This is a genomic window from Lentzea sp. NPDC055074, from assembly GCF_053608005.1.
Window position 1 is genome coordinate 167,168 of record NZ_JBSGUQ010000008.1, and the last position, 21,636, is coordinate 188,803.

Sequence of the window (21,636 nt, forward strand, 5' to 3'; positions counted from 1 at the left end):
TTCGGGCCCGATCGGTCCGGTTTCCGCCCGGATCCATTGTGGACGAAAGAGGGGAAAGCGGGCCGGGACTCGTCTCGGCCTGCTTTGTTTTGTGCAGGTCCGGTATTGACAGGGTGCGCACCTGAGAACAACCATGGAAGCGCTCTCATAACCGGTCTGGACCACTTCTCGATCGGAGGCCGCCGACTGCCCTGAAGCCGGTCGGAGGCCTGGTCGCGGAGCACCCCTGCACAAGGAGTCACATGCGCACTCGAACGAAGTGGTGGAGCGCGCTCGCCGCCCTGGCGGTGACCGCGTCGACGGCTCTCGCGCTGCCGCCGGCACAGGCGATCGGCCCCGACCTGCTGCCGCTCAACGTCACCAACAACAGTGGCCGGTCCGAGGCCGTGCACCTGTACGTCCTGGGCACGGACATCCGCAACGGCCGCCTCGGGTACGTCAACCAGGGCGGCACCTTCACGCCGTGGTCGCCGGGCGGCAACCCGCCCACGCCCGCACCGGACGTGTCGATCGCCGGCCCCGGTCCCGGCGGTACCGCCTCGCTGCGGGTGCCCCGGTTCATCTCCGGCCGCGTCTACATGTCGTTCGGCGAGAAGCTCAAGTTCTTCCTGACCCCCGACGGCCTGGTGCAACCGGCACCGTGGGCGGGCGGCGACCCGAACAGCGGCATCCTGTTCGACTGGAGCGAGTTCACCTACAACGACGCCGGCCTGTGGCTCAACAGCTCGCAGGTCGACATGTTCGCCGTTCCGCACGCGGTCACCGTGACGGGCGCGAGCGGTGCCACGAAGAAGACCGGCGAACTCAAGTCCGGTGGGCGCGACGCGGTCATCAACGGCATCCGCAACCAGTCCGGCTGGGGCGGGTCGATCATGTCCCGCTCGGACGGCACCGTCCTGCGCGTGCTCGCGCCGGGCAAGGCCGCCGACGTCGGCAACTTCGACCGCAACTACCTGGACTCCTACATCAGCCAGGCCTGGAACGCGTACACCGGCAAGACGCTGACCGTGCAGCCGTTCGGTGACCGTCCGGACGTGAAGTACTTCGGCCGCACGTCCGGCAACAACATGAACTTCACGAACACCTCCGGCCAGCAGGTGGCGTCGTTCGCGAAGCCGTCCACGTCGAACGTGTGGGGCTGCGACGGCGCGCTGCACGCACCCAACGACCAGGTGGTCGGCCCGATCGCCCGCACCCTGTGCGCCGCGCTGCACCGTTCCACGCTCGGCCGCATCGACGTCCAGCCGGGAGGCGGCCCCGCCGACTTCTACCAGGGCGCGATCACCAACCACTACTCGCGGCTGGTGCACCAGAACATGGTGGACGGCAAGGCCTACGGCTTCGCGTTCGACGACGTGCAGGCCCAGGAGTCCCTGGTGCACGACGGCGACCCGCGCTCCGCCGGCATCATCCTCACCCCGTTCAGCGGCGGCTCCACCCCGCCGCCCGCGGGCAACTTCAGCAGCATCGTCAGCGACTGGCACGGCAAGTGCATCGACGTGCCGAACTGGAACTTCGCCGACGGCCAGCGCCTCATCGTGTGGAACTGCACGGGTGGCACGAACCAGAAGTTCGAGTTCGTCGGCGGCACCCTGCGCACCGAGAACAACAAGTGCGTGGACGTGGCGTGGGGCTCGACGGCCAACGGTGCCGCCGTGCAGCTCGCGACCTGCTCCGGCAACGCGGCGCAGCAGTTCGTGCTGAACGGCTCCGGTGACCTGGTGAACCCGCAGGCGAACAAGTGCGTGGACATCGCGGAGTGGAACCCGAACAACGACGCCGTCCTGCACATGTGGGACTGCGTCGGCGGCGCCAACCAGAAGTGGCACCGCGGCTGACGTCCCGAGCAAGCCGGAGAAGCAGGTGGAGATCCGTCTCCACCTGCTTCTCCGTTCCTGTGCGAGGGTCGGTGTGTCAGCGGCGGTTGTACATCGCTTCGAGCGCGGTGCGGCGGGTGGTGACCTCGTCGGGGTCGTCGCCGAAGACGAGCAGGTGCAGTGTGGTCTGGTTGACCGGGTCGTCGGTGTGGCGGGTGTCGTGGCCACCGGTGATGAGCAGGCCTCCGCGCAGGAGCGCGGGCCGCAGTGCGGCGAGCAGCGCGCCGACGGGTGCGGCGGTGGTGACCTTCATCGACTCCGACGGGCGGTCGAGGGCGTCGGGACGGATGGTCTGCAGCGCCAGCAGGGGGATGGACCCGCTGGTGATGCGGAAGTTGAGGTCGAGCATGACGAGCCTGCCGTCGTGGGTCTGGGCGCAGTCGAGGCTGCACACGCCGCGGTAGCCGACGTCGGCGGCACGCTGGGCGATCGCGAGACATTCGGTGAGCAGGTCGGCGGGAAGCGGCTCGACGAGCCCGAAGCGACCGCCGGTGTAGACGCCGTCGGCGTCGATCCGCTGGTCGGTCACGGCGAGCAGGCGGGCCCTGCCGTCGGGGGCGACGTAGAGCTGGATGCCCCAGTTGCGGTGGATGTGCAGGTACTCCTCGACGACGACCTCGGTGAGGACGTCGGTGAACGCGGGCAGAGCGACCGGATCCCCGGCTCGGTGCAGATAGACGTCGAGGCTCGCGCCGTGGGCGGCGTTGGTGGCGGCTTTGAGGACCCACGACTTCTGGACGGGGGTGGCCAGGGCGAGCTCGTCGATGCCGAGAATCTGGCGGCGGGCCTGGAAACGGGGGTCCACGAAGGTGCTGATGCTGGCCTTGTTGTTGAGATACCCGACGAGTTCGGCGCTCTTCACGGACCGCTCGTCCAGACGCAGGTCGGCGGGCTGCGGGTACTCCATCGAGAGACGCAGCCCGTCACTGAGGGCTTCGGCGACGCGGGTGGCGAACTCGGCCTCGGTGCGGAACTCGCGCGGGTCGGTGCAGACGGGCAGGCCGCCGTCGCGGAGGGCGGCCAGGAGGTTGCGTTCGGTGCCGCCCGCGCTGGTGATGACCGGGGTGTCGGCGGCGACGGCGAGAGGACGGGCGGACAGGACGTCGCGGGTGGTGCGGTGTCTGCTCGACGGCACGGCCGGTTCTTGGGCGGGGCGGGCGCAGACGGCGACGTCGGGGCCGTAGACGTCGGTGAGGGTGCGGGGTGCGGCCAGGGCCGGCGTGAGCGCGGAAGTGGTGATGGAGTTCTCCCTCGTGGGGGTGGTGCTGGGCCCGGTCCTGGGCGTGGAGTGGTGCGAATCGTCCCGGCAGCGGTGAAACGCGCCTGGATGAGGCGGCGTCCGCTCCGGTGAAGCGCGCTCGCGGGCGTGAACCGAGGCGCGTGAAGACCTCAACTGTCTCACGTTTTGCGAGGTTTCAGGGATGAGGACGGCGCCCGGAGCTTCATGAGCACCCGAAAAGCAGAGAAGCAGGAAGAGACGAATCCCTGCCTGCTTCTCTGGAGCACGCCGCCAGCGACTCGAACCCGGACCCGCTGATCAAGCCAACGCAGGTCTCAACACGAACCGGGTGCGCCTGCTTGACGAAACCTCTTCGGGCGTCGCCGAGACCGGCTACTGCTACGACGCCGCGGAGAGGCTGCTGAGCACCGTAGGTGCTTCTGTGGTCAGCGATGTCCGCTATGACAACAACGGCAACACCACGCAGTGCACGACCAGCGGTGCGACGACGCATCTGTCGTGGGACGGCGCGGACCGCAACATCGCGGCGCGGGTCACCGGTGCGGACGCGGCGGACGTCTCCTACAGCATCAGCTTGCCAGGAGGTGTGATCTACACGTGGAAGTCGACCACGTTCACGCTGGACCATCCGTCCGACCGTGCGCGGTGATCTGGCGTTGACCACGGGCGCGGACGGCGAGCAGGTCGGTGCACTCCGGACCTGCACGCCGTTCGGCGAGCCGGTCAAGTCCGATGGCGCGGTTGATCCGGGTGGCGTTCCGGACAACATGCCAGGCCAGATGGACAACGGATGGCCAGGCGAGCACCAGCGGTTGTACGAGCACGCCGGCGCGTTGTCCATCGTCCAGATGGGAGCCCGCTCGTACAGTCCGCTGCTCGCCCGATCCCTGTCGGTCGACCCCGTGGAAGGTGGTAGCGCCAATGACTAAGGATGAGTACAAGAACATCTGTGGACGCGCTGTCGGCCTCAACGCGCGCTGGTACGGGGAGCCTCGTAGGGCTACTCGCTGGGTTCGTGCAACGGACTTCTGAGATCGGGACGATTGAGGACTTGATGAGGGTTGCGTTTCGGTGGTTCGCGCTGGGCCTGGCGCTGCTGGCGACAACGTCTGGTCTGGCCGGATGCACCTCGGCCTTCACCGCACCGGAATGCGGTTCCGCTGCTGATGCCGTTGTGACGAGGCTGAAGGTGAGTCCGGTGCTGGAGTCGTTGCCGCCCGAGACGAAGGGGAGTCCGGTCTACGCGACCAAGCCCTGTGACGACGAAGACGGTTCCGGTCGGGTGGGCAGGCAGCTGACTTCCACGTCGAAGGACGATGCGCTCCTCGCGTACTTCCGCGAGGAGTTCCCCAAGCTGGGGTGGGTCCTTCGTCACGAGAAGGCTGCTCTGCCTCGTGTGCCCGAGGGCCTGGACGTGGGGGAGCCGCATCAGTGCTTCGAGAATCCGGAGGAGCCGAACGTGAATCTGGAAGTGATGCTGGGGCTTGGTGAGAACCCGGACACCGACCTGCACGTGACTTTCGTGTTCAAGGACGGCAAAGCACTCAGCTGTGCCAGCGTCGTGGAGCCGACGCGCTAGTTCGGAAGGGAGACAGGTGGAGTACCGCAACTCCGCTCTCGTCCCGAGCGCCAGGGCACTCGGCGACGACCGCACCCGCCATGCCAGCCCGAAAGCCCGCAAGAACGACGCCGGTACCAGCCCGATCACGATCGTCTCTGGCCGCAAGACCACCGTGAACTGCCGGTACGTGCGCAACAACCGGACTGGTCGACTCGCTCATGCGTCAAGCGCGCTGAGCATCTCGCCCGCCGCACGTGCCTACTACGACCGCCGGTGTGCCCATGACGTGCCGCACGACGCCGCCTTGCGGCACGTCGCCAACCGGCTCGTCGGCATCTTTCACGGCTGCCTCGCCAGTCGCACGACCTACAACGAGACCGCCGCCTGGGCCCACCACACCGAGCGGTTCGCCTGACTTCCAGGGCATGTCTCGGGCTCGCAAACCATGATCCAGAACCACGGAAGGGAGAATTCGGATGAGCACCCGAAAAGCAGAGAAGCAGGCAGAGACGAATCTCTGCCTGCTTCTCTGGAGTACGCCGCCAGGGACTCGAACCCCGGACCCGCTGATTAAGAGTCAGCTGCTCTAACCAACTGAGCTAGCGGCGCTTGTTTGTGTGCCGGAGCCTTGCTCGTTCCGACGTGGAGAACGTTAGCACAGGGGTTCCAACGGGTTTTCGCGGGGGTCACCCGTTCGACGTCTTGAACCCCGTGTGCAGGAGCCACTGGGCCGCCGCGTAGGTCGGCATCACGCCTGCTGAGGCGACTCGTGCCGCGCGTCCGTCGAGGACGAAACGGCTGGCTCCGAGCAGGGCGTCCGAGAGCGCGAACAGGGCCGCGCCACCGAGAACTCGCCGTGCGCCGGGGCCGCGGGCCGTCGAGGCGGCGGCGACCATGGTGCCCAGCGTCAGGGCGTAGAGGCCGACCGGCTTGCCCATCGGGCCCGCTGCCTTGCCGAACGCGACCGCGCCCGCCGCCGAGGCCGCGACGATCGGGACCACCAGGCGCCGGGAGCCCGGAGCCGAGCGGCGGGCGAGGGCCGCGGTGTAGCCGAGGTGGGCGACCAGGAAGCTGAAGAGTCCTGTTCGGAACGCCTTGTCCGTGTCGCCCAGCAGGGCGACGTCGCCGAGCCACGAGCCGGCCAGGCCCGTCGCCATGCCCAGGTCCTGGGGTGGGCTGGCCACGGCCAGGGCGGGCATGAGCGCGGTCTTCGTGATGGGGCGCACGGGTTTGGCGCCGCGCACGGTCGCCGCGATCGAGTCCACGATCGCGGCGACCGCGTATGCCTGCTTCTTCATGAGCACCTCTTCGTCGAGGCGCTCAGGGTAAGGCGGTCAGCTCAAGGTCACCGCCGTGTCGTCGATCACGAACGACGTCTGCAGCGAGGCGTCCTCGACGCCGGTGAACTTGATGGTCACCGTCTCGCCCGCGAACGAGGAGACGTCGAACGTCTTGAGCACGTAGCCCGAAGCCGCGTTCGTGTTCGAGAGCGTGGCGAGGGTGGTGGCGCCCGCGGCGACGGTCAGCTTGTCGTAGACCGTGCTGCCGGTCTCCTTGGTGTCGATGTGGACGTAGAAGCTGAGCGACGCCTTGCAGCCGGCGGGGATCGTCACCGACTGGGACAGCGAGTCGGTGTGCGAGGAGCCGTAGCCGTTCAGCCACGACGACCAGGTGCCGGTGCGGGCGGGCTGGCCGTCCGCGCTGTGCTGGCCGATGACGCCCGAGCTCGCGGTCCAGGAGGCGGTGCCGGACTCGAAGCCCTGGTTGGCGAGCTTCTGGCCGGAGCAGTTGCCACCGGTGGTGCCGACGGTCCAGCTGAACGACGCGGTGCCGCTCTTGGAGGCGCTGTCCGTCGCGGTGACCGTGACGTTCGAGGTGGCCGCGGTGGTCGGGGTGCCGGAGATGGTGCCGGTGCCGGAGTTGATCGACAGGCCCGCGGGCAGGCCGGTGGCGGACCAGCTGTACGGCGCGGTGCCGCCGCTCGCGGACAGCGGCAGGCTCACCGCGGTGCCGAGGGTGCTCGACTGGTTGCCGGGGCTGCTGACCGTCACCGTGCCGGTGGCGCTGCACGTCGGGTCGGCCGACTGGGCGGGCACGCTGATCGCGTCCCAGGCCGCCTTGACGGTGTTGAACTCCGCGCAGCTGCCGGGGTAGAGGTTCTTCGCCGCCGTCAGCGTCCAGGTGCGGTACTTCAGGTACGAGCTGCTGGAGGTCTTGAGCAGCATGGCGTTGTAGAAGATCTTGATGGCCTTCTCGACGCCGAGGCCCGTGATCGACGTGTTGTTGCACGTGGTGCTCGCCGGCTGGCCGTTGGTCGGGTTCGTGCCCTGGGAGAGCAGGTAGAACCAGTGGTTGCCGGGGCCTGCGGCCGCGTGGACCTCGGTGTTCGGGATGGAGCTCGAGTAGCAGTTCGCGTGGTTCAGCGCGGACGGGTTGTACATGTTGCGGATCGGGCCGCGGCCGACGAGGTTGATCGTCTCGCCGACGAGGAAGTCCGGGGTGTCGTAGGGCGACGCCTCGTTCGCGTACCACTCGGTGGTGGCGCCGAAGACGTCCGCGACGAACTCCTGCGTGCCCGCGCCGGAGATGCCGCCGGGCGTGTGGTCGTCGATGCCGTGGCCGAGCTCGTGCGCGACGACGTCGATCGACCCGATCCACTGGCCGGCGGAGTTCTTGCCGATCTGGACCTGGCTGCCGTCGTAGTAGGCGTTCTGGTCGTTCAGGCCGACACGCATCGGCCAGCCGCCGCCGTTGCCGTCGAAACCGTTGCGGCCCAGCCACTGCGAGAGCATCTTCGCCTCGGTCTGCGCGGCGAACAGGACGTCCACGCAGCCGGTCTCGCGGTTGGTCTGGGTGCCGTTGCCCCACGTGTCGGTGGTCTTGGTGAACGTGGTGTTGTTCGCCGCGTCCTGGCAGCTGACGTTGGTCAGCGTCGGGTCCTTGAGCGAGTAGTTCGAGCCGGAGTGCGTGGTGGCGATGGTGACGGGGCCGTTCCAGCCGCTGGTGCCGGTGCCGTGCATGACGCGTTCCTGCTTGCGCAGGACCTTGCCGCTGGTGGCGTCGACGACCACGTCGAGCTTGCTCGGGCCCTCGGCGTCGCGGCCGGTGACCGTGACCTTCCACGCGAGCGCCGGCGCGGAGTCGAGCGCGTACACGACCTGTTCCGCGGTGCCGACGCCGTCCACAGTGGACATCGTGGTCCTCGCGGTGGTCTCGGCCTGCGCCTTGGTGACGGAGGCCGTGGTGCTCGCGAGGTCGATCGTGGTGTTCTGGCTGACGGAGGTCTGCAGGACCTGGCCGGTCGAGTTCGTGACGACGACGAAGTCACCGCCCACGACCGGAATTCCCTTGTACGTCCGGTCGTACGGGACGTACTTCAGGCCGTTCGTCGACGAGATGACGCCGTGCCGCACGAACGCGTCGTTCGACCCGGCGTGCAGCTGTGCCGGGCGGTTCGCGACGAGGCTCGCGGCCGCGTCGACGGCCAGCGCCTCCGCGGTCGGACCTGGCTGGGCGGCGGCGGTCTGCGCGCCGGTCTGGGTGAGGACGGCTGCGACCAGTGAACCTGCCGCGGCCAGCACGAGTGTGCGTCTCGCTTGCATTTTTCTCCTCGTTGCAGGGCGAACGGACCCGGCCCTCGTTGCAGGGGGAGCCGGGTGTTCGTCGAGGTGAATGTGGTGGCGGAGCAGGGAAAGAATGAGTTCCCGGCCGACCGTTAACAAGTACTAACTTATTCACACCAACAATTCGTGCGCATTTGTAGGACTTGCTGCCGAACATTCCTTTGTCTGGCTCGATGTTCGATTTGCCCCGAGAAGTCTGCGCAGGGCGGTTGGCGTGTGTCCGAGGTGTTCGCGCACCGTCCGGCACAGGTGCGCCTGGTCGGCGAACCCGAGGTCGGCGGCGAGCATGGCGAGGCTGGGTTCGCCCTCCTGCAAGCGATCCAGCGCACGGGACACCCGGACACCGTTGCGGTAGCGGGTCAGCGACACCCCCAGCGCTCGGGTGAACGCGCGGCTCAACCGGTACGGCGAGACGCCGAGCGACTCGGCCAGCGGGATCAGTCCCGAAGCCGCCGGATCGTCGTCACCGATCGCACTCCGCGCCCTCGCCACCAAAGCCTCGTCGCCACCGCCGGACGGCACCGGTGTGGTGACGACCTGCCGGACGGCCTGCGCCACCAGGCCCACCAGCTCCTCCGCCCCGTCCTCCCGCGCGGCGCGGAGCAGCCGGCGATGGGCGAGGTCGAGCCTGCCGTCCACGTAGAGCGACGGTCCGGCGAGCCGCGGCGCGTCGCCCGCCAGCGAACGCCACAGCTCGGGCCGCAGGCTGATCGACGTGCACACGTCGCCGCCGGCGGGATGGGAGAAGTGCTCTTCCTCCCCAGGTAGCCCGAGATAGCCGACCGTGCGGTCGAGATCGGTGCACACGCCCCGGACGCGGCGGCGGAACCCACCGCCGCGCACGAGCACCAGGCACACGTCCGGGCGCGGCTGCTCGGCCGACCAGCCGCGGCGGTCGTCCGAGCAGTCCACCGCGGACACGGTGAACTCCGGGCGGGCCGCGAGAGCGTTGAAGGAGAGCACCACCCCAGGCTAGAGACGGGGTCCGACACTTTTTCGCCGCAAGGATGTTCAAGACCGGAAAGGGGGTCGCGAAGCAGGCTGGGCGCACCAACCCGGAAGGAACCGACCATGCCCGCTCTGGCCCAGCTCACCACGATCGTCCTCGACTGCGCCGATCCCGGCCCGCTCGCCGAGTTCTACCGCGCCGTGACCGGCTGGAAGATCACCTCCAGCGACGACGACTCCGCCTACCTGGGCGAGGACGGCGTCCAGCTCGCACTCGTCCGCGTGCCCGGCTACCGGCCGCCCGCGTGGCCCGGAGCGGACAAGCAGGCGCACCTCGACTTCCGCGTCGAGGACGTCGCGCTCGCGGTCGAGCGACTGCTCGAGCTCGGTGCCACCACACCTGACTTCCAGCCCGGCGAGGGACAGTGGACCGTCCTGGCCGACCCGCAGGGGCACCTGCTCTGCCTGTCGGAGTGACTCAGGTCAGCCGTGCCGTCGCGAGCGCGGGCGAGAAGTCGTAGTCCGACAACGGAAAGCGGCCCGCGGCACGGTGCGCGCTGACCGTCGAGGTCGGCCGCAGCAGCGTGGCCTCACCGTGCTGGTTGAAGTAGTAGCTGTGCGCGGTGGCGCACTGGCCGAGCGAGAACACCGAGTTCCGCACGACCTTGGACCGCATCCGTTCGAGGAACTCGTCGTTCGCCCGTTGCGTCACCTCGAACACCGACGACCCACGCGAGCGCATCGCCGTGAAGAGCCGCCGCATGTGCGTCATCTGGCACTCGATCGTCGTGAAGTACGACAACCCGCTGTAGGAGTAAGGACTGTTGAGCGACAGGTAGTTCGGAAACCCCGGCACCGTCACGCCTTCGTAGGCCTGGAAGCGGTTCTCGCGCCACCACGCACCGAGGTCCTTGCCGTCCCGCCCGATCACCTCGAACGCGGGGAAGTTGGTGTTCCACAGGTTGAATCCTGTCGCCAGCACGAGCACGTCGACCTCGGTGCGGCCGGAGGCCGTGACGATCCCGCCCTCGTCGACCCGTTCGATCGCCGAGGTCTCCAGCCTCACGTGCGGCCGCGTGAACGTGCGGAAGTAGTCGTTGGAGAACGTCGGCCGCTTGCAGCCGAACGAGTAGTCCGGCGTGAGCGCGCGCCGCAGCCCGGGATCGCGGACCTGCCGGCGCAGGTGCAGCCGGCACCACCGTTCGGCCAGCCGGTTCACCACCCGCAACTGCTTGTAGCGCACCACTCCGGAGATCATCATCAGCTCGAGGACCGAACTGCCCACCCAGCGCACGATCCGTTGCACGAACGGCAGCCGCGCGAACACGCTCCGCATCACCGGCGGAACCGGGTGGTCGGGCTTCGGGCTGACCCAGATCGGCGTGCGCTGGAAGACGGTCAGCGCGGCGGCGTCCCGTGCGAGCTCGGGGATCAGCTGCACGGCGGTGGCGCCCGTGCCGATGATCGCCACCCGCTGCCCGGCCAGGTCGACGGGCTCCCAGGCGGCGGTGTGCACCACCTTGCCCCGGAACGACCCGATGCCCTCGATGTCCGGAGTCTTCGGCATCGACAGGAACCCGGTAGCGGTCACGAGATACCGCGCGGTGAAGGTCTCCTCGCCGGCGGACACCTCCCAGTGGTCACCCCGCCAGCGAGCACCGTCCACCGTCACGCCGAAGCGCATCAACGGCCGCAGCCCGTACTTCACGGCCACGTGCTCGGCGTACCGCTTGAGCTCCGCACCCGGCGCGAACAGCCGTGACCAGTGCGGGTTCGGTTCGAACGAGTACGAGTAGGTCGAGGACGGGATGTCGACGGCGAGCCCCGGATAGCGGTTCACGTGCCAGGTGCCGCCGAGGTCGTCCTCCCGCTCGAGGATCAGCAGGTCGCGCAGCCCGAGCCGCTGGAGCTCGATCGCCGCGCCCATGCCCCCGAACCCCGCTCCGACGATCACCGCGTCGTACCGCATCCAGGCCTCCGCACTCGAACGGAATCGCATGTCAGTTCCGGAACCGTATGTCAGTTCCGCTGATGATCGCAAGACTCCGCAGGTCATAGACTCGGCCCATGACGTCCAGTGCCGAACCCGTCAGCCGCGCCGAGCGCAAGAAGCAGGAACTGCGCCGCGAGATCATCGACGCGGCCTTCGACTGCTTCGCCGAACGCGGCTACCACGCCACCGGCATCGCCGACGTCGCCACGCGGCTCGGCATCGGGCACGGCACGTTCTACCGCTACTTCCAGAACAAGCGGGACATCGTCGACCACGTCGTGGACGACCTGGTGGGCCGCATCACCGGGGCCCTCACGGCGGAGAACGCGCCGGACGCGGTGTCGACCCTCGCCGAGTACCGCGAGCAGTCCGCGCGCATCGGCGAGTCGCTCGCCCGCATCTTCGGCGAGGACCCGCGAGTGCCGCGTCTGCTGCTCTTCGAGGCGCCCGGCATCGACCGCGCCATGGCCGAGCGGATCCTCGACCTGTTCGACCTGGCCGCGGCCCTCACGTCCGCGTACCTCTCGCACGGCGTCGCGCTGGGGTACCTGCGCGCCGACCTCGACGTCGACAACACGGCCAGGGCGATCAACGGGATGATCCTCGGCACCGCGATCTCGTCCCTGCGCACGCCGGAGGCCCAGGCCGCGCAGAGCGAGGCGGTGCGGCGGGTGATGTACGACGGGATCGCGGCCGAGCCGCGCCACGGGGGAGGTGAGTCGTGAAGGTCGTCATCGACGGGGCGTTGATCGGAACCGAGAGCGATCTTCACGACGCGCTCTCGGGTCCGCTCGACTTCGGGCCGTACTACGGCAGGAATCTCGATGCCCTCTGGGATCGGCTCACCGTGGACGTCGAGCGCCCGGTCGAGCTCGTCTGGACCCGCTCCGAGATCAGCCGGAGCAATCTGGGCAGCGTTCTCTTCGGCAGGATCGAGAGGCTCCTGACCGACGTGATGGCCGGCGACGAGGGCAAGCCTCCGGACAGGAGGTTCGTCGTTCGCTTCGAACGAGAAGGGGTGCCGGGAGTGGCCGATGATCGACTCGGTTGAGCTCTTCCGGGCACTCGTCGAGAGCGAGGACACCGCCGAACGTCGTCGCGCGTCGTTCGACGAGGCGCCGGTCGAGGTCTGGCGGTCCGTCCTCGGTGGACACGAAGATCTGGCGTTCGCGGTCGCCTCGAACCGGACTCTTCCCGAGGAGATCCTCGGGGAGCTCTGCGGGAACCGAGACTGGCGCGTCCGGCACCGCGTCGCGATGAAGAACTCGTGTCCGTCCGATCTGCTCGACCGGCTTTCGCACGACGGCAGCCAGGCGGTGGCCTTGCTCGTCGCAGGCCACCGGAACACGCCGTCGTCAGCTCTGCGGCGGCTGACCACGCACGACTGGGACCAGGTCCGAGACCGGGCGCTCGATCGGTTGCGCGGCCGAGACGCGTGACGGTCGCCGGGCTCGTGGCTACCGGAGCCACGCCCGCGCGGCCACCACCAGCGCGTCGACCCCGGTGGACAGCGTCGGCTCGACGTCCGGCGCGAACTCAGGCGAGTGGTTCATCGCCACGGGCTTTCCGGGCTCACGGGTGCTGAAGTCGGTGCCGCCCAAGAACCAGAACACCGTCGGCACACCGGCGGAGGTGCCGAACACCCCAACGTCCTCGCTGGCGTTGACGACCGCACCGGGGATCAGGTTGCCCGCGCCGAAATGCTCGGTGAACGCGGCCACCGTCCTGGCGGTCGCGTCCGGATCGGACACGAGCACCGGAGTGCCGTCGTACCAGTCGAACTCGGGCTCGCGCGGCGCACCGGAGGCGGCGGCCTCGGCGCGCACGATCCGTTCCACGGCGGCGCGGACGATGCCGCGGATGTGGTCGCTGAACGCCCGGATGTTGACGCCGATCTCGGCCGTCTCCGGGATGACGTTCTCCTTGGTGCCCGCGTGCAGCCGTCCGACCGTGACGACGGCACGTTCGGACGGTGCGATCTCGCGCGCCACGATGCCTTGCAGGCGCACGACGGCATGTGCGGCCATCAGCACCGGGTCGACGGCGATCTCTGGCGCCGAACCGTGGCCGCCCCGGCCGAACAACGTCACGCGCACCGAGTCGGAGGCGGCCATCACCGGGCCGCTGCCGTGCGCGATCATCCCGGCGGGCAACGGGCCGACGTGTTGCGCCAGCACGACTTCCGGCGTGCCGAAGCGGTCGAACAGGCCGTCGTCGACCATGGCACGCGCGCCCGAACCCAGCTCCTCGGCGGGCTGGAACACCACGAGCAGCGTGCCGGACCACTCCTCGCGCGTCTCCGACAGACGCGCTGCGGCTCCGATGAGGCACGTGGCGTGCATGTCGTGCCCGCACGCGTGCGCCACCGGCACGTCCTCACCGTCCGAATTGGTCGCACGGGCCGTGGAGGCGTACGGCAGCCCCGTCGTCTCCTCCACGGGCAACGCGTCGATGTCCGCCCTCAGCATCACGAGCGGTCCGTTGCCGTTGCGCAGCACGCCGACCACTCCGGTGCCGCCGACCTCGGTCGTGACCTCGTAGCCCAACGGGCGCAACGCGTCCGCGAGCACACCAGCCGTGCGGAACTCCTGCAACGACAGCTCGGGGTGCTGGTGCAGATCGCGGTAGAGCGCGTGCAGGTCGGGCACTGTGTCTCCCTCAGCCGAGCTTCGGCAACTCGTCGACGAGCAGGGTCAGCGAGCGCAGCAACGCCTCGCGGTCGGCCGGGGCCAGCCGGGCGAGCAGGCGTTCCTCGCCGCGCTGGATCTCGGCCTGGACCTCGCCGTGGCGGCGACGGCCCTCCTCGGTGATGGCCACCAGCCGCGCTCGCCGGTCCGCCGGGTCGCGGGTGCGCTCCAGCAGGCCGTCGTTCTCCAGTTCGTCCAGCACACCGATGATGCGGCTCTTGTCCGCGCCGATGAACTCCGCGAGCGCGGCCTGGGTGCGCACCGGCTGGCCTTCGAGCGCGTCGAGCACCACGTAGCCCCACATGCTCAGGCTGTGCGCGCGCAGCACCGGTTGCTCGGCGGCGACCAGCGCTCGTTGCAACGGCGCGATCATCGCCGCGAGGTCACGTCGCCGGCCATCCACGTCCGGGATGATACCGACCTTGCGGCGATAATGTGCATCTGCTTATCGTAAGCAGATGCTTATCAATGACCTGCTGGCTCACCACCGGACAGTGGTGCTGACCAGCGTCGAGATCGTGTCCCGCACAACCGGGGACGACCTGGGCAGGCGCACGCCCTGCGCCGAGTGGACGCTCGCGGACCTGCTCGCCCACATGACCGCCCAGCACCGCGGGTTCGCCGCCGCGGCACGGGGCAGGGGAGGAGACCTCGCGGCCTGGGAGGTCCGGCCCGCCGGACCGGCCGACCACGCCGAGGCGGCAGAGGACGTCCTGGCAGCCTTCTCGGAGGTGTCACACCAGGAGTTCGAGCTGCCGGAGTTCCACGCGAGCTTCCCCGCGGTCCAGGCGGTCGGGTTCCACCTGATCGACTACGTCGTGCACGGCTGGGACGTCGCGCGCTCGCTCGGACTCGAGTACCGCCTGGCGGACGAGGTCGCCGCACCCGCTCTGGAGATCGCGCTGGCAGTCCCGGACGGCGAGGGCAGGCGCAAGCCCGGCGCACCGTTCCGGCCCGCGGTGGACGAGGAGAGCCAGGACCCGTTGCGCCGGATCCTGGCGACGCTGGGACGGTCGCCCGACTGGGTCTAACCCGACACGACGAGGCGGAAGCCGGCGTCCCACTCGTCGAGTTCGAGCAGGTCCCGGTGGGTGTCGTGCCAACGGCCGGTGCGCAGGTCCTCGCGCAGCCGCCCGATGCCCCGCTCGACGGCGTCCGGAGCGGTCTGGGCCAGTGCCGAGCACGCGCGGCGGACACCGGGGTCGAGGTAGGCGGCCGGGCGCCGCCAGTAGGCCGGGAACACCCCGTCGGTGAAGTCCCACGGCAGCGGCAGCGCGGTGACGCCGTCCGCGCCGAGCTCGGCGGCGATGTCGTCCGCGGACGGCCGGGTGCGTTCCAGGTCCGCGATCTCGGGCACGTACTCGCGGACGAACCAGAACTCGCTGTGCCGGCGCGTGTCGTAGGCCAGGACGACCCGCCGCGGCGCGATCCGGCGCAGTTCGGCGAGCCCGGCCCGCCAGTCCGTCCAGTGGTGCACGGTGAGCACGGCCAGCACGGCGTCGACGGCGTTGTCCCGCACCGGCAGGGCCTCGGCGACCGCGCGCACGGCAGGACTCGCGCCGGGAGCCCTCTGCCGGATCATCTCGCCGGACGGTTCGAGCGCGAGCACCGTCCGGCCGGGCGGCTCGTACGACCCGGTGCCCGCGCCCACGTCGGCGATGGTCCCCGCGGTGCTCAGGGCGGCGAGGATCTCGGCCATCCAGCGCGGGTCGGTGCGCCGGCCCAGCGAGTACCCGGCGCCGATGTCGTCGTAGAGCTCGGTCACGCCCGCCCCCAGATGTCCGGCTTCCCCCGACGCTACCGATGTCACCCGGTCGTGCGGGCGGGCGAACCGCTCAAACCACCGCCCGAAGATCGTGAATGTGCTGAACTTGGCCGCATGGGCACGTTCCGCTTCATCGCCGTTCTGGCCGCCCTCTCGGCCCTCACGGCGTGCACGTCACCGCCGGAGCCGCCGCTGGGCTCGCCGGGGCCGGCGCTGGACCCGCAGGCGATCGCCTACGACAACCTCGACTTCCGCCTGGACCGGCAGGAGGTCTTCGACAACACGTGTGAGACGTTGCCGGCGAACCTGCAGAAGCTGGTCGGCTCCGCGAAGAAACCGATCACGGGCAACGGCGGTGGCTGCTTCACCGACCTCGAGTGGGGCAGGCTGACGATCTCGCTGCTGGGGCCGGGCGCCGGGCGCAAGTCGAACGCGCGGCACTTCGTGGACGTCTGGAACGGCGACCGCGGGGCGGGGCACTACTTCCAGCGGTCCGTCCTGCTCGACCGCTACTACGCGACCACGGTGATCAGCGGCGAGGTGAACGAGAGCTGCACGGTCACCGTCGACACCGGCTCCGAGCTGCCGTTCGAGGTGCAGGCCTCGATGGACTTCGAGGAGAGCATGGCGCTGCAGGCCCAGGACGTCGACCAGCCGATCGACCGGGCCCTGCGCGAGTTCTGCCCTCCGGCACGGGAGGTGGCGGAGAAGCTGCTGCCGCTGATCGACGAGAACGGCGGCAGCCGCGCCCGTTAGCCCGCGTCGCGGCGCTGCAGCCGGAAGAGCGAGAACCCGAGCAGGGACAGCCAGAGGACCAGCGAGCAGATCGTCTGCGCCCAGCCCGTGCCGAGCCCCGCCAGGTGCCAGGCGGCCTCGAGCGGGTAGATCAGCCCGAACACCTCCGGCAGCGCCATCCTCGCGAGCATCAGGATCGGCACCACGATGAAGAACACCGTCAGCGCGCCACCGGTGTTGGGCACGAGCAGCGAGACGATCAACGCCGTGAGCAGCACCAGGGCGGTGGCCAGCATGGTCACGCCGAGCACCCAGCCCAGGCGCATGCCGAGCAGGTAGTTGTGGTTGTTCCCGTTCGCCGCGGACTTGATGAGCAACGGGAACAGGACGAACGTGACCAGCGAGCACGCGAGCCACACGGTCGCGAGCACCGTGCCCTGCGCCAGGAAGTAGCGCATGCGCGAGGGCTGCACCAGCAACGTCGGCTGCACGCTCTTGTACTGCCACTCGCCCGCGACCAGCTTGATCACGGTCGCGAACACGAGCAGCAGACCGAGCTGGACCACGATCAGCAGCGGACCGATCTGCTTGCCCGCGCTCGCGAGGTTCGACTGCGGGAGCGTGAACAGCACCATCAGGCCGACCAGGAAGACCGGCGCGAACGCCAGGACGAGCTTGTCCGACCTGGTGCCGACGAGCTTGCGCAGCTCGACCGCGACCAGCCGCCAGAACGGGGAGCGCTCGGCGGCACGGGCAGCCCAGGGCCCACCGGCCGCGGGCGGCGCGAGGATCGGCGGGGCGACGTGGCCGGGGATCATGCCCTGCCTCCACTCGTGAGACGGAAGAACAGGTCCTCGAGGCTCATCTGCTCCTCGCGCAGGCCCAGCAACGGGATGCCCGCGGCGAACGTGACGTCCGAGACCCGCTCGACCGGCGCGTGGGCGGCGATGTACCCGTCCGGCGCCGGTTGGATCGCGACCCCGCCCTGCTGCAACGCGCCGGCCAGGCGGTTCATGTCCTTGGCGCGCACCAGGGAACGCGAGGACGTGGTCAGGCTCGCCAGCGGGCCGTCCGCGACGATGCGGCCGTTGCCGATCACCAGCACGCGGTCGGCGGTCTGGTCCACTTCGGACAGCACGTGGCTCGACAGCAGCACGGTGCCGCCCCGGGAGGCGTGGCCCCGCAACAGGGTGCGCACCGCGCGGATGCCCTCGGGGTCGAGGCCGTTGATGGGCTCGTCGAGCACGAGCAACGGCGGGTTGGTGAGCAGGGCGTGCGCGATGCCCAGGCGCTGGCGCATGCCGAGGCTGTACTTGCCGATCTTGCGGCCGGCCGCGTCCGCGAGGCCCAGCATCTCCAGCACCTCGTCCGCCCTGCGAGCGGGCACGCCGGCGAGCGTGGCGGCCATGCGCAGGTGGCCGCGGCCGCTGCGTCCCGGGTGGACGGCCGCCGCGTCGAGCAGCACCCCGGCCACGTGCGCCGGGTTGGGCCACGCGGTGAACGGGCGGCCCGCCACCGTCGCCTGACCTCGATCGGGTCTGGTGAGTCCGGTGATCATCCGCAGGGTCGTCGACTTGCCGGCCCCGTTGGGCCCGAGGAAGGCCGTCACGGTGCCCGGTTGGAGCTCGAAGCCCACCTGATCAACGACCGTGCGACCCTCGTAGGCCTTGGTCAGCCCCCACGCCGTGAGCATCGGGCCACCGTATCGACAGGTGCTCTCCGTCGCGGGCCGATTCGCTCGGTTACGACGCTTGGGGTGAACCGCTGTGATCTGGAGCACTGCCCCGTTCGTGGCCGGAAAGCCCCGAACGGGTTCGTCGCCAATCTGGTGAGCCGTTCGTTTCGAAACACACGTGTGAAGGCAACACGATCCGTCCTCATCGGCCTGGTGTCGGTCGCCGCGGCGCTGGCAGCGGGACACCTCGTCGCGGGTCTCGTCAGCCCGCTGGCGTCGCCGTTCCTCGCGGTCGGCAACACCGCGATCGACCTGACGCCCCACCCCGTCAAGGACTTCGCCATCCGCACGTTCGGCGAGAACGACAAGCTGGTGCTGCTCGGCGGCATGGCGGTCGTGCTCGCGGTGCTCGGCGTGGTGGCGGGTCTGCTGTCGCGCCGGAGCCCTTGGCCCGGCACGGCGCTCGCCGGTGCTCTCGGCGTGCTCGGAGTCGTCGCGGTGCTGGCCAGACCGACCACGACGACCTGGGCGGTGATCGCCCCGCTGGCCAGTCTCGTGGTCGGTGTCCTGGCGTTCCGCTGGTTGTGGTCGCAGGCGCCCGCGGAGGTGCCCGGGAGGCGGAGGTTCCTGCTGTCGACCGCGGCGATCGCGGCCGGGGCCGGTGTCGCGGCGGTGGGCGGTCAGTTCCTCGCAGGCCGGGTGGACGTCGAGGCCTCCCGGCGCGGCATCACGTTGCGACCTCGGGAGAAGGCGCCGGAGATCCCGTTCAACGCCGACTTCTCCCGCGAGGGCACGCCGTCGTTCCTGACGCCGAACGACAAGTTCTACCGGGTCGACACCGCCCTCTCCATCCCCCGCCTGCGCGCCGAGGACTGGCGGATGCGGGTGCACGGCATGGTGGACAACGAGATGGTGCTGACCTACGACGACCTGCTGCGGCGCCCGTTGCTGGAGAAGACCATCACGCTCGTGTGCGTGTCGAACGAGGTCGGCGGCCCGTACATCTCCACGACGAACTTCATCGGCGTGGACCTGGCCGACCTGTTGCGGGACGCGGGGGTGCGGCCCGGTGCCGACCAGCTCGCGACGCGCAGCGTGGACGGCTGGACGTGCGGCACGCCGGTCGAGTCGATCATGGCGCCCGGCTCGAACGCCATGCTGGCCATCGGCATGAACGGCGAGCCGTTGCCGCTGGAACGCGGGTTTCCGGTCCGCATGGTCGTCCCGGGTCTCTACGGCTACGTCTCCGCGACGAAGTGGCTCGTGGACATGGAGCTCACGACGTTCGACGCGTTCGACCCGTACTGGGCGCAGCGCGGCTGGGGCAAGAAGGCCCCGGTCAAGGTGATGTCCAGGGTCGACCGGCCGAAGTCGTTCGAACGGGTTCCCGCGGGGAAGTTCGTCGCGGCGGGCATCGCCTGGGCGCAGCACACCGGCATCGACCGCGTCGAGGTCCGCGTCGACGGCGGGCCGTGGCAGGAGACGATGCTGAGCACCGAGGTCAACGTCGACACCTGGCGGATGTGGCGCATCGAGCTGGACCTCAAGGAAGGCAACCACACTGTGGAATGCCGGGCCACCGACCGCAAGGGCTACACGCAGACCAACGAGCGCGCCGCCCCCATCCCGGACGGCGCCACCGGCTGGCACTCGATGGTCTTCACCTCGGTCGCCGGCTGAGCGGCACGACGTCGCACCGGTCCCGCCGCGGCGGGACCGGTGAAGCCCGTCTAGGCGTGCTCGGCCGCGCGCTGGCGCAGGACGTCGAGAGCTTCGTCGGCGTGGACGGTGAACTTCAGCTCGCTCTTGACCACGGCGAGGACCTCGCGGTTCGTGTCGATGACGAACGTGTGGCGCTTCGCGTGCAGAGGGCTGAACCGCCGCCAGACGCCGAACTGCTTCGCCACGGTTCCGTCCACATCGGACAGCAGCGGGTAGTCGAAGCCGTTGGCGGCCGAGAACGTGCGTTGCTTGCTCACGCCGTCGGGGCTGATCCCGATCCGGTGCGCGCCCACCTCCTCGAACTCCGCGGCCAGGTCGCGGAAGTGGCAGCTCTCGGCGGTGCAGCCGCCCGTCATCGCGGCCGGGTAGAAGAACAGCACGACCGGGCCTGACTCCAGGAAGTCGGACAACGTGCGGGGTTCGCCCTTGTCGTCGGGCAGGGTGAAGTCGGGTGCGATGTCGCCTTGTTTCATGACCCTTCTTCGGGCCTGCGAGCTGCACGGATTGCGCGTCTCGCTGAAGCTCCACTGTGGACTTTCAAGTCCGCGCGAGGTGTTTCCGCTGGTCAAGGGTGATGTGCGGATCCGTTGGTAACAGCTGGATAACCACACCCATCCGCTCCCTCGGGGGCGGCGAATCACTCGTAGAAACTTCCCCGTTCACCTTTGGAGATGTCTCGCCATGAACAAGACCGTCCGCAACACCGTCCTGGCCCTCGGCGCCGCCTCGCTCGCCCTGTTCGGCGCGGCGTGCGGCTCGGGCGACATGGCCAGCACCGGCTCCTCGTCGACCGCTGCTCCGACCTCGACCGCCGCGTCTTCTTCCGCGGCGATGGCGGACCCGGCCGCGAACCTGGTCGGCCCTGGTTGTGCCGACTACGCGAAGCAGGTCCCGTCCGGCGCCGGCTCCGTGTCCGGCATGGCCGCTGACCCGGTTGCCGTTGCCGCGAGCAACAACCCGCTGCTGACGACTCTGGTCAGCGCCGTGTCGGGCAAGCTGAACCCGAAGGTCAACCTGGTCTCGACGCTCAACGGCGCCGAGTTCACCGTCTTCGCGCCGGTCGACTCGGCGTTCGCGAAGATCGATGCCGCGACGATCGAGAAGCTCAAGACCGATGACGCGCTGCTGACCAAGATCCTGACCTACCACGTCGTCCCCGGCCAGATCGCGCCCGACAAGATCGCCGGCGACCAGAAGACCGTGCAGACCGGCACCGTGAAGGTCACCGGTTCGGGCAACGCGATCAAGGTCAACGACGCCAACGTCATCTGTGGTGGCGTGAAGACCGCGAACGCCACCGTGTACCTCATCGACTCGGTGCTGATGCCTGCCTGACATCTCCAGGGCACCAGCACCACCGGCTCCGGGAACCGCGCTGTGTCAAGCGGTTCCCGGAGTTTTACGTCTACTGGTCGCCGGTGTGTCGCATGTGGACCGTCATGGTCCCGTCGGACTCGAAGATCGCGTGGTTCTCCGCCTCGCGGATGATGACCACGATGACCGTGTCGGGGTTGAGCGGGCGGACCGCCCTCGTGATCAGGAACGCGTTGAGGTCGTCCGGGACCGCCACGATGACCCGATCGGCGGCGTCGACGGCGGCCTCGTCGAGCGCGCATCTGTCCCGCCCGTCGCCGACGACCGCGACGGCGCCGTTGGCCGCGGCCTCGACGACGGCCAGGTAGTCGGTGTCGAGCACGGTCAGTCGCGCATCCGGCTGAGCCGCCAGCACCGAGTTCACGGCGCAGCGCCCGGCGTCGCCGTACCCGACGACGAGAATGTGATCGGTCACGCCCTGGATTCGGCGTGCGGC

The 21,636-nt window shown here is 69.4% G+C and carries 25 protein-coding genes and 1 tRNA gene; 13 read left to right on the forward strand and 13 right to left on the reverse strand.

The annotated features are described in order from the left end of the window. Positions 1-242: 242 nt before the first annotated feature. Positions 243-1,838: a glycoside hydrolase family 64 protein gene (locus ACWF7A_RS20445; protein ID WP_452252032.1), complete on the forward strand. Its 1,596-nt coding sequence runs from the start codon at positions 243-245 to the stop codon at positions 1,836-1,838. A gap of 76 nt (positions 1,839-1,914) precedes the next feature. Here ACWF7A_RS20445 and ACWF7A_RS20450 read toward each other — a convergent pair whose 3' ends face one another. Continuing rightward, complete coding sequence (locus ACWF7A_RS20450) at positions 1,915-3,270, reverse strand: hypothetical protein (protein ID WP_452252033.1); 1,356 nt, start codon at positions 3,268-3,270, stop codon at positions 1,915-1,917. Between the two features lie 175 nt (positions 3,271-3,445). On the opposite strand from ACWF7A_RS20450, the gene ACWF7A_RS20455 reads away from it, so the two are divergent. The 4 genes from ACWF7A_RS20455 (at position 3,446) to ACWF7A_RS20470 (ending at position 5,093) form a co-directional block, all read left to right on the forward strand. After that, positions 3,446-3,766 (forward strand): hypothetical protein, encoded by a 321-nt coding sequence (locus tag ACWF7A_RS20455; protein WP_452252034.1) that lies wholly within the window; start codon positions 3,446-3,448, stop codon positions 3,764-3,766. Next, positions 3,756-4,046 carry a hypothetical protein gene (locus ACWF7A_RS20460; protein WP_452252035.1) on the forward strand — a complete coding sequence of 97 codons (291 nt, stop codon included), beginning with the start codon at positions 3,756-3,758 and terminating at the stop codon, positions 4,044-4,046. Before ACWF7A_RS20455 ends, ACWF7A_RS20460 begins: the two co-directional genes overlap by 11 nt. Positions 4,047-4,168: 122 nt before the next feature. After that, the gene (locus tag ACWF7A_RS20465; protein ID WP_452252036.1) at positions 4,169-4,696 is read left to right on the forward strand and encodes a hypothetical protein; all 528 of its coding nucleotides are present in this window, start codon (positions 4,169-4,171) and stop codon (positions 4,694-4,696) included. Positions 4,697-4,712: 16 nt separating this feature from the next. Further along, a complete protein-coding gene (locus ACWF7A_RS20470; RefSeq protein ID WP_452252037.1) occupies positions 4,713-5,093 on the forward strand; it encodes a hypothetical protein in 381 nt (126 codons plus the stop codon). Between the two features lie 120 nt (positions 5,094-5,213). On the opposite strand, the gene ACWF7A_RS20475 is transcribed toward ACWF7A_RS20470, so the two are convergent. From ACWF7A_RS20475 to ACWF7A_RS20490, 4 genes are all read right to left on the reverse strand, one after another. Then, positions 5,214-5,287 (reverse strand) — tRNA-Lys (locus ACWF7A_RS20475). Between the two features lie 77 nt (positions 5,288-5,364). Continuing rightward, positions 5,365-5,976 (reverse strand): lysoplasmalogenase, encoded by a 612-nt coding sequence (locus tag ACWF7A_RS20480; RefSeq protein ID WP_452252038.1) that lies wholly within the window; start codon positions 5,974-5,976, stop codon positions 5,365-5,367. A 36-nt stretch (positions 5,977-6,012) separates the two neighbouring features. Continuing rightward, positions 6,013-8,280, reverse strand: a complete 2,268-nt coding sequence (locus ACWF7A_RS20485) for a M4 family metallopeptidase (RefSeq protein WP_452252039.1) — start codon at positions 8,278-8,280, stop codon at positions 6,013-6,015. A 132-nt stretch (positions 8,281-8,412) separates the two neighbouring features. Beyond that, the gene (locus ACWF7A_RS20490) at positions 8,413-9,264 is read right to left on the reverse strand and encodes a helix-turn-helix domain-containing protein (RefSeq protein WP_452252040.1); all 852 of its coding nucleotides are present in this window, start codon (positions 9,262-9,264) and stop codon (positions 8,413-8,415) included. Positions 9,265-9,372: 108 nt separating this feature from the next. Between ACWF7A_RS20490 and ACWF7A_RS20495 the strand changes: the two genes are divergently transcribed. Further along, a complete protein-coding gene (locus ACWF7A_RS20495) occupies positions 9,373-9,726 on the forward strand; it encodes a VOC family protein (protein ID WP_452252041.1) in 354 nt (117 codons plus the stop codon). A 1-nt stretch (position 9,727) separates the two neighbouring features. Here ACWF7A_RS20495 and ACWF7A_RS20500 read toward each other — a convergent pair whose 3' ends face one another. Beyond that, on the reverse strand, positions 9,728-11,218 hold the full coding sequence (locus ACWF7A_RS20500) for a flavin-containing monooxygenase (protein ID WP_452252042.1): 1,491 nt from the start codon (positions 11,216-11,218) through the stop codon (positions 9,728-9,730). A 98-nt stretch (positions 11,219-11,316) separates the two neighbouring features. On the opposite strand from ACWF7A_RS20500, the gene ACWF7A_RS20505 reads away from it, so the two are divergent. The 3 genes from ACWF7A_RS20505 to ACWF7A_RS20515 are packed head-to-tail and all read left to right on the forward strand — an operon-like array spanning position 11,317 to position 12,681. Then, entirely contained in the window at positions 11,317-11,967 is a 651-nt protein-coding gene (locus tag ACWF7A_RS20505) for a TetR/AcrR family transcriptional regulator (RefSeq protein ID WP_452252043.1), read from the forward strand. Beyond that, positions 11,964-12,293, forward strand: coding sequence for a barstar family protein (locus ACWF7A_RS20510; RefSeq protein ID WP_452252044.1), 330 nt, complete (start codon positions 11,964-11,966; stop codon positions 12,291-12,293). Before ACWF7A_RS20505 ends, ACWF7A_RS20510 begins: the two co-directional genes overlap by 4 nt. Then, on the forward strand, positions 12,277-12,681 hold the full coding sequence (locus ACWF7A_RS20515; protein WP_452252045.1) for a hypothetical protein: 405 nt from the start codon (positions 12,277-12,279) through the stop codon (positions 12,679-12,681). The genes ACWF7A_RS20510 and ACWF7A_RS20515 overlap by 17 nt, the downstream gene beginning before the upstream one ends. 18 nt (positions 12,682-12,699) lie before the next feature. Here the strand turns inward: ACWF7A_RS20515 and ACWF7A_RS20520 are convergent, their stop codons facing one another. Continuing rightward, positions 12,700-13,890 (reverse strand): amidohydrolase, encoded by a 1,191-nt coding sequence (locus ACWF7A_RS20520; RefSeq protein WP_452252046.1) that lies wholly within the window; start codon positions 13,888-13,890, stop codon positions 12,700-12,702. Positions 13,891-13,900: 10 nt separating this feature from the next. Then, a complete protein-coding gene (locus ACWF7A_RS20525; RefSeq protein ID WP_452252047.1) occupies positions 13,901-14,332 on the reverse strand; it encodes a MarR family winged helix-turn-helix transcriptional regulator in 432 nt (143 codons plus the stop codon). A 55-nt stretch (positions 14,333-14,387) separates the two neighbouring features. Here ACWF7A_RS20525 and ACWF7A_RS20530 point away from each other — a divergent pair, with 55 nt between their 5' ends. Continuing rightward, positions 14,388-14,960 carry a TIGR03086 family metal-binding protein gene (locus tag ACWF7A_RS20530; RefSeq protein ID WP_452252048.1) on the forward strand — a complete coding sequence of 191 codons (573 nt, stop codon included), beginning with the start codon at positions 14,388-14,390 and terminating at the stop codon, positions 14,958-14,960. Here ACWF7A_RS20530 and ACWF7A_RS20535 read toward each other — a convergent pair. Next, on the reverse strand, positions 14,957-15,628 hold the full coding sequence (locus ACWF7A_RS20535; RefSeq protein WP_452252190.1) for a class I SAM-dependent methyltransferase: 672 nt from the start codon (positions 15,626-15,628) through the stop codon (positions 14,957-14,959). The two genes, ACWF7A_RS20530 and ACWF7A_RS20535, sit on opposite strands and share 4 nt — an antisense overlap. Before the next feature lie 180 nt (positions 15,629-15,808). Between ACWF7A_RS20535 and ACWF7A_RS20540 the strand changes: the two genes are divergently transcribed. After that, on the forward strand, positions 15,809-16,450 hold the full coding sequence (locus ACWF7A_RS20540) for a hypothetical protein (RefSeq protein ID WP_452252049.1): 642 nt from the start codon (positions 15,809-15,811) through the stop codon (positions 16,448-16,450). Here ACWF7A_RS20540 and ACWF7A_RS20545 read toward each other — a convergent pair. Further along, positions 16,447-17,247 (reverse strand): hypothetical protein, encoded by an 801-nt coding sequence (locus tag ACWF7A_RS20545; RefSeq protein ID WP_452252050.1) that lies wholly within the window; start codon positions 17,245-17,247, stop codon positions 16,447-16,449. The genes ACWF7A_RS20540 and ACWF7A_RS20545 overlap by 4 nt on opposite strands. Next, positions 17,244-18,122: an ABC transporter ATP-binding protein gene (locus tag ACWF7A_RS20550; RefSeq protein ID WP_452252051.1), complete on the reverse strand. Its 879-nt coding sequence runs from the start codon at positions 18,120-18,122 to the stop codon at positions 17,244-17,246. The genes ACWF7A_RS20545 and ACWF7A_RS20550 overlap by 4 nt, the downstream gene beginning before the upstream one ends. A gap of 162 nt (positions 18,123-18,284) precedes the next feature. On the opposite strand from ACWF7A_RS20550, the gene ACWF7A_RS20555 reads away from it, so the two are divergent. After that, positions 18,285-19,784 (forward strand): molybdopterin-dependent oxidoreductase, encoded by a 1,500-nt coding sequence (locus tag ACWF7A_RS20555; protein WP_452252052.1) that lies wholly within the window; start codon positions 18,285-18,287, stop codon positions 19,782-19,784. 50 nt (positions 19,785-19,834) lie between these two features. On the opposite strand, the gene ACWF7A_RS20560 is transcribed toward ACWF7A_RS20555, so the two are convergent. After that, complete coding sequence (locus ACWF7A_RS20560; RefSeq protein ID WP_452252053.1) at positions 19,835-20,299, reverse strand: peroxiredoxin; 465 nt, start codon at positions 20,297-20,299, stop codon at positions 19,835-19,837. A 208-nt stretch (positions 20,300-20,507) separates the two neighbouring features. On the opposite strand from ACWF7A_RS20560, the gene ACWF7A_RS20565 reads away from it, so the two are divergent. After that, positions 20,508-21,161: a fasciclin domain-containing protein gene (locus tag ACWF7A_RS20565; RefSeq protein WP_452252054.1), complete on the forward strand. Its 654-nt coding sequence runs from the start codon at positions 20,508-20,510 to the stop codon at positions 21,159-21,161. Between the two features lie 70 nt (positions 21,162-21,231). On the opposite strand, the gene ACWF7A_RS20570 is transcribed toward ACWF7A_RS20565, so the two are convergent. Next, entirely contained in the window at positions 21,232-21,615 is a 384-nt protein-coding gene (locus ACWF7A_RS20570) for an NAD-binding protein (protein ID WP_452252055.1), read from the reverse strand. Positions 21,616-21,636 lie beyond the last annotated feature (21 nt).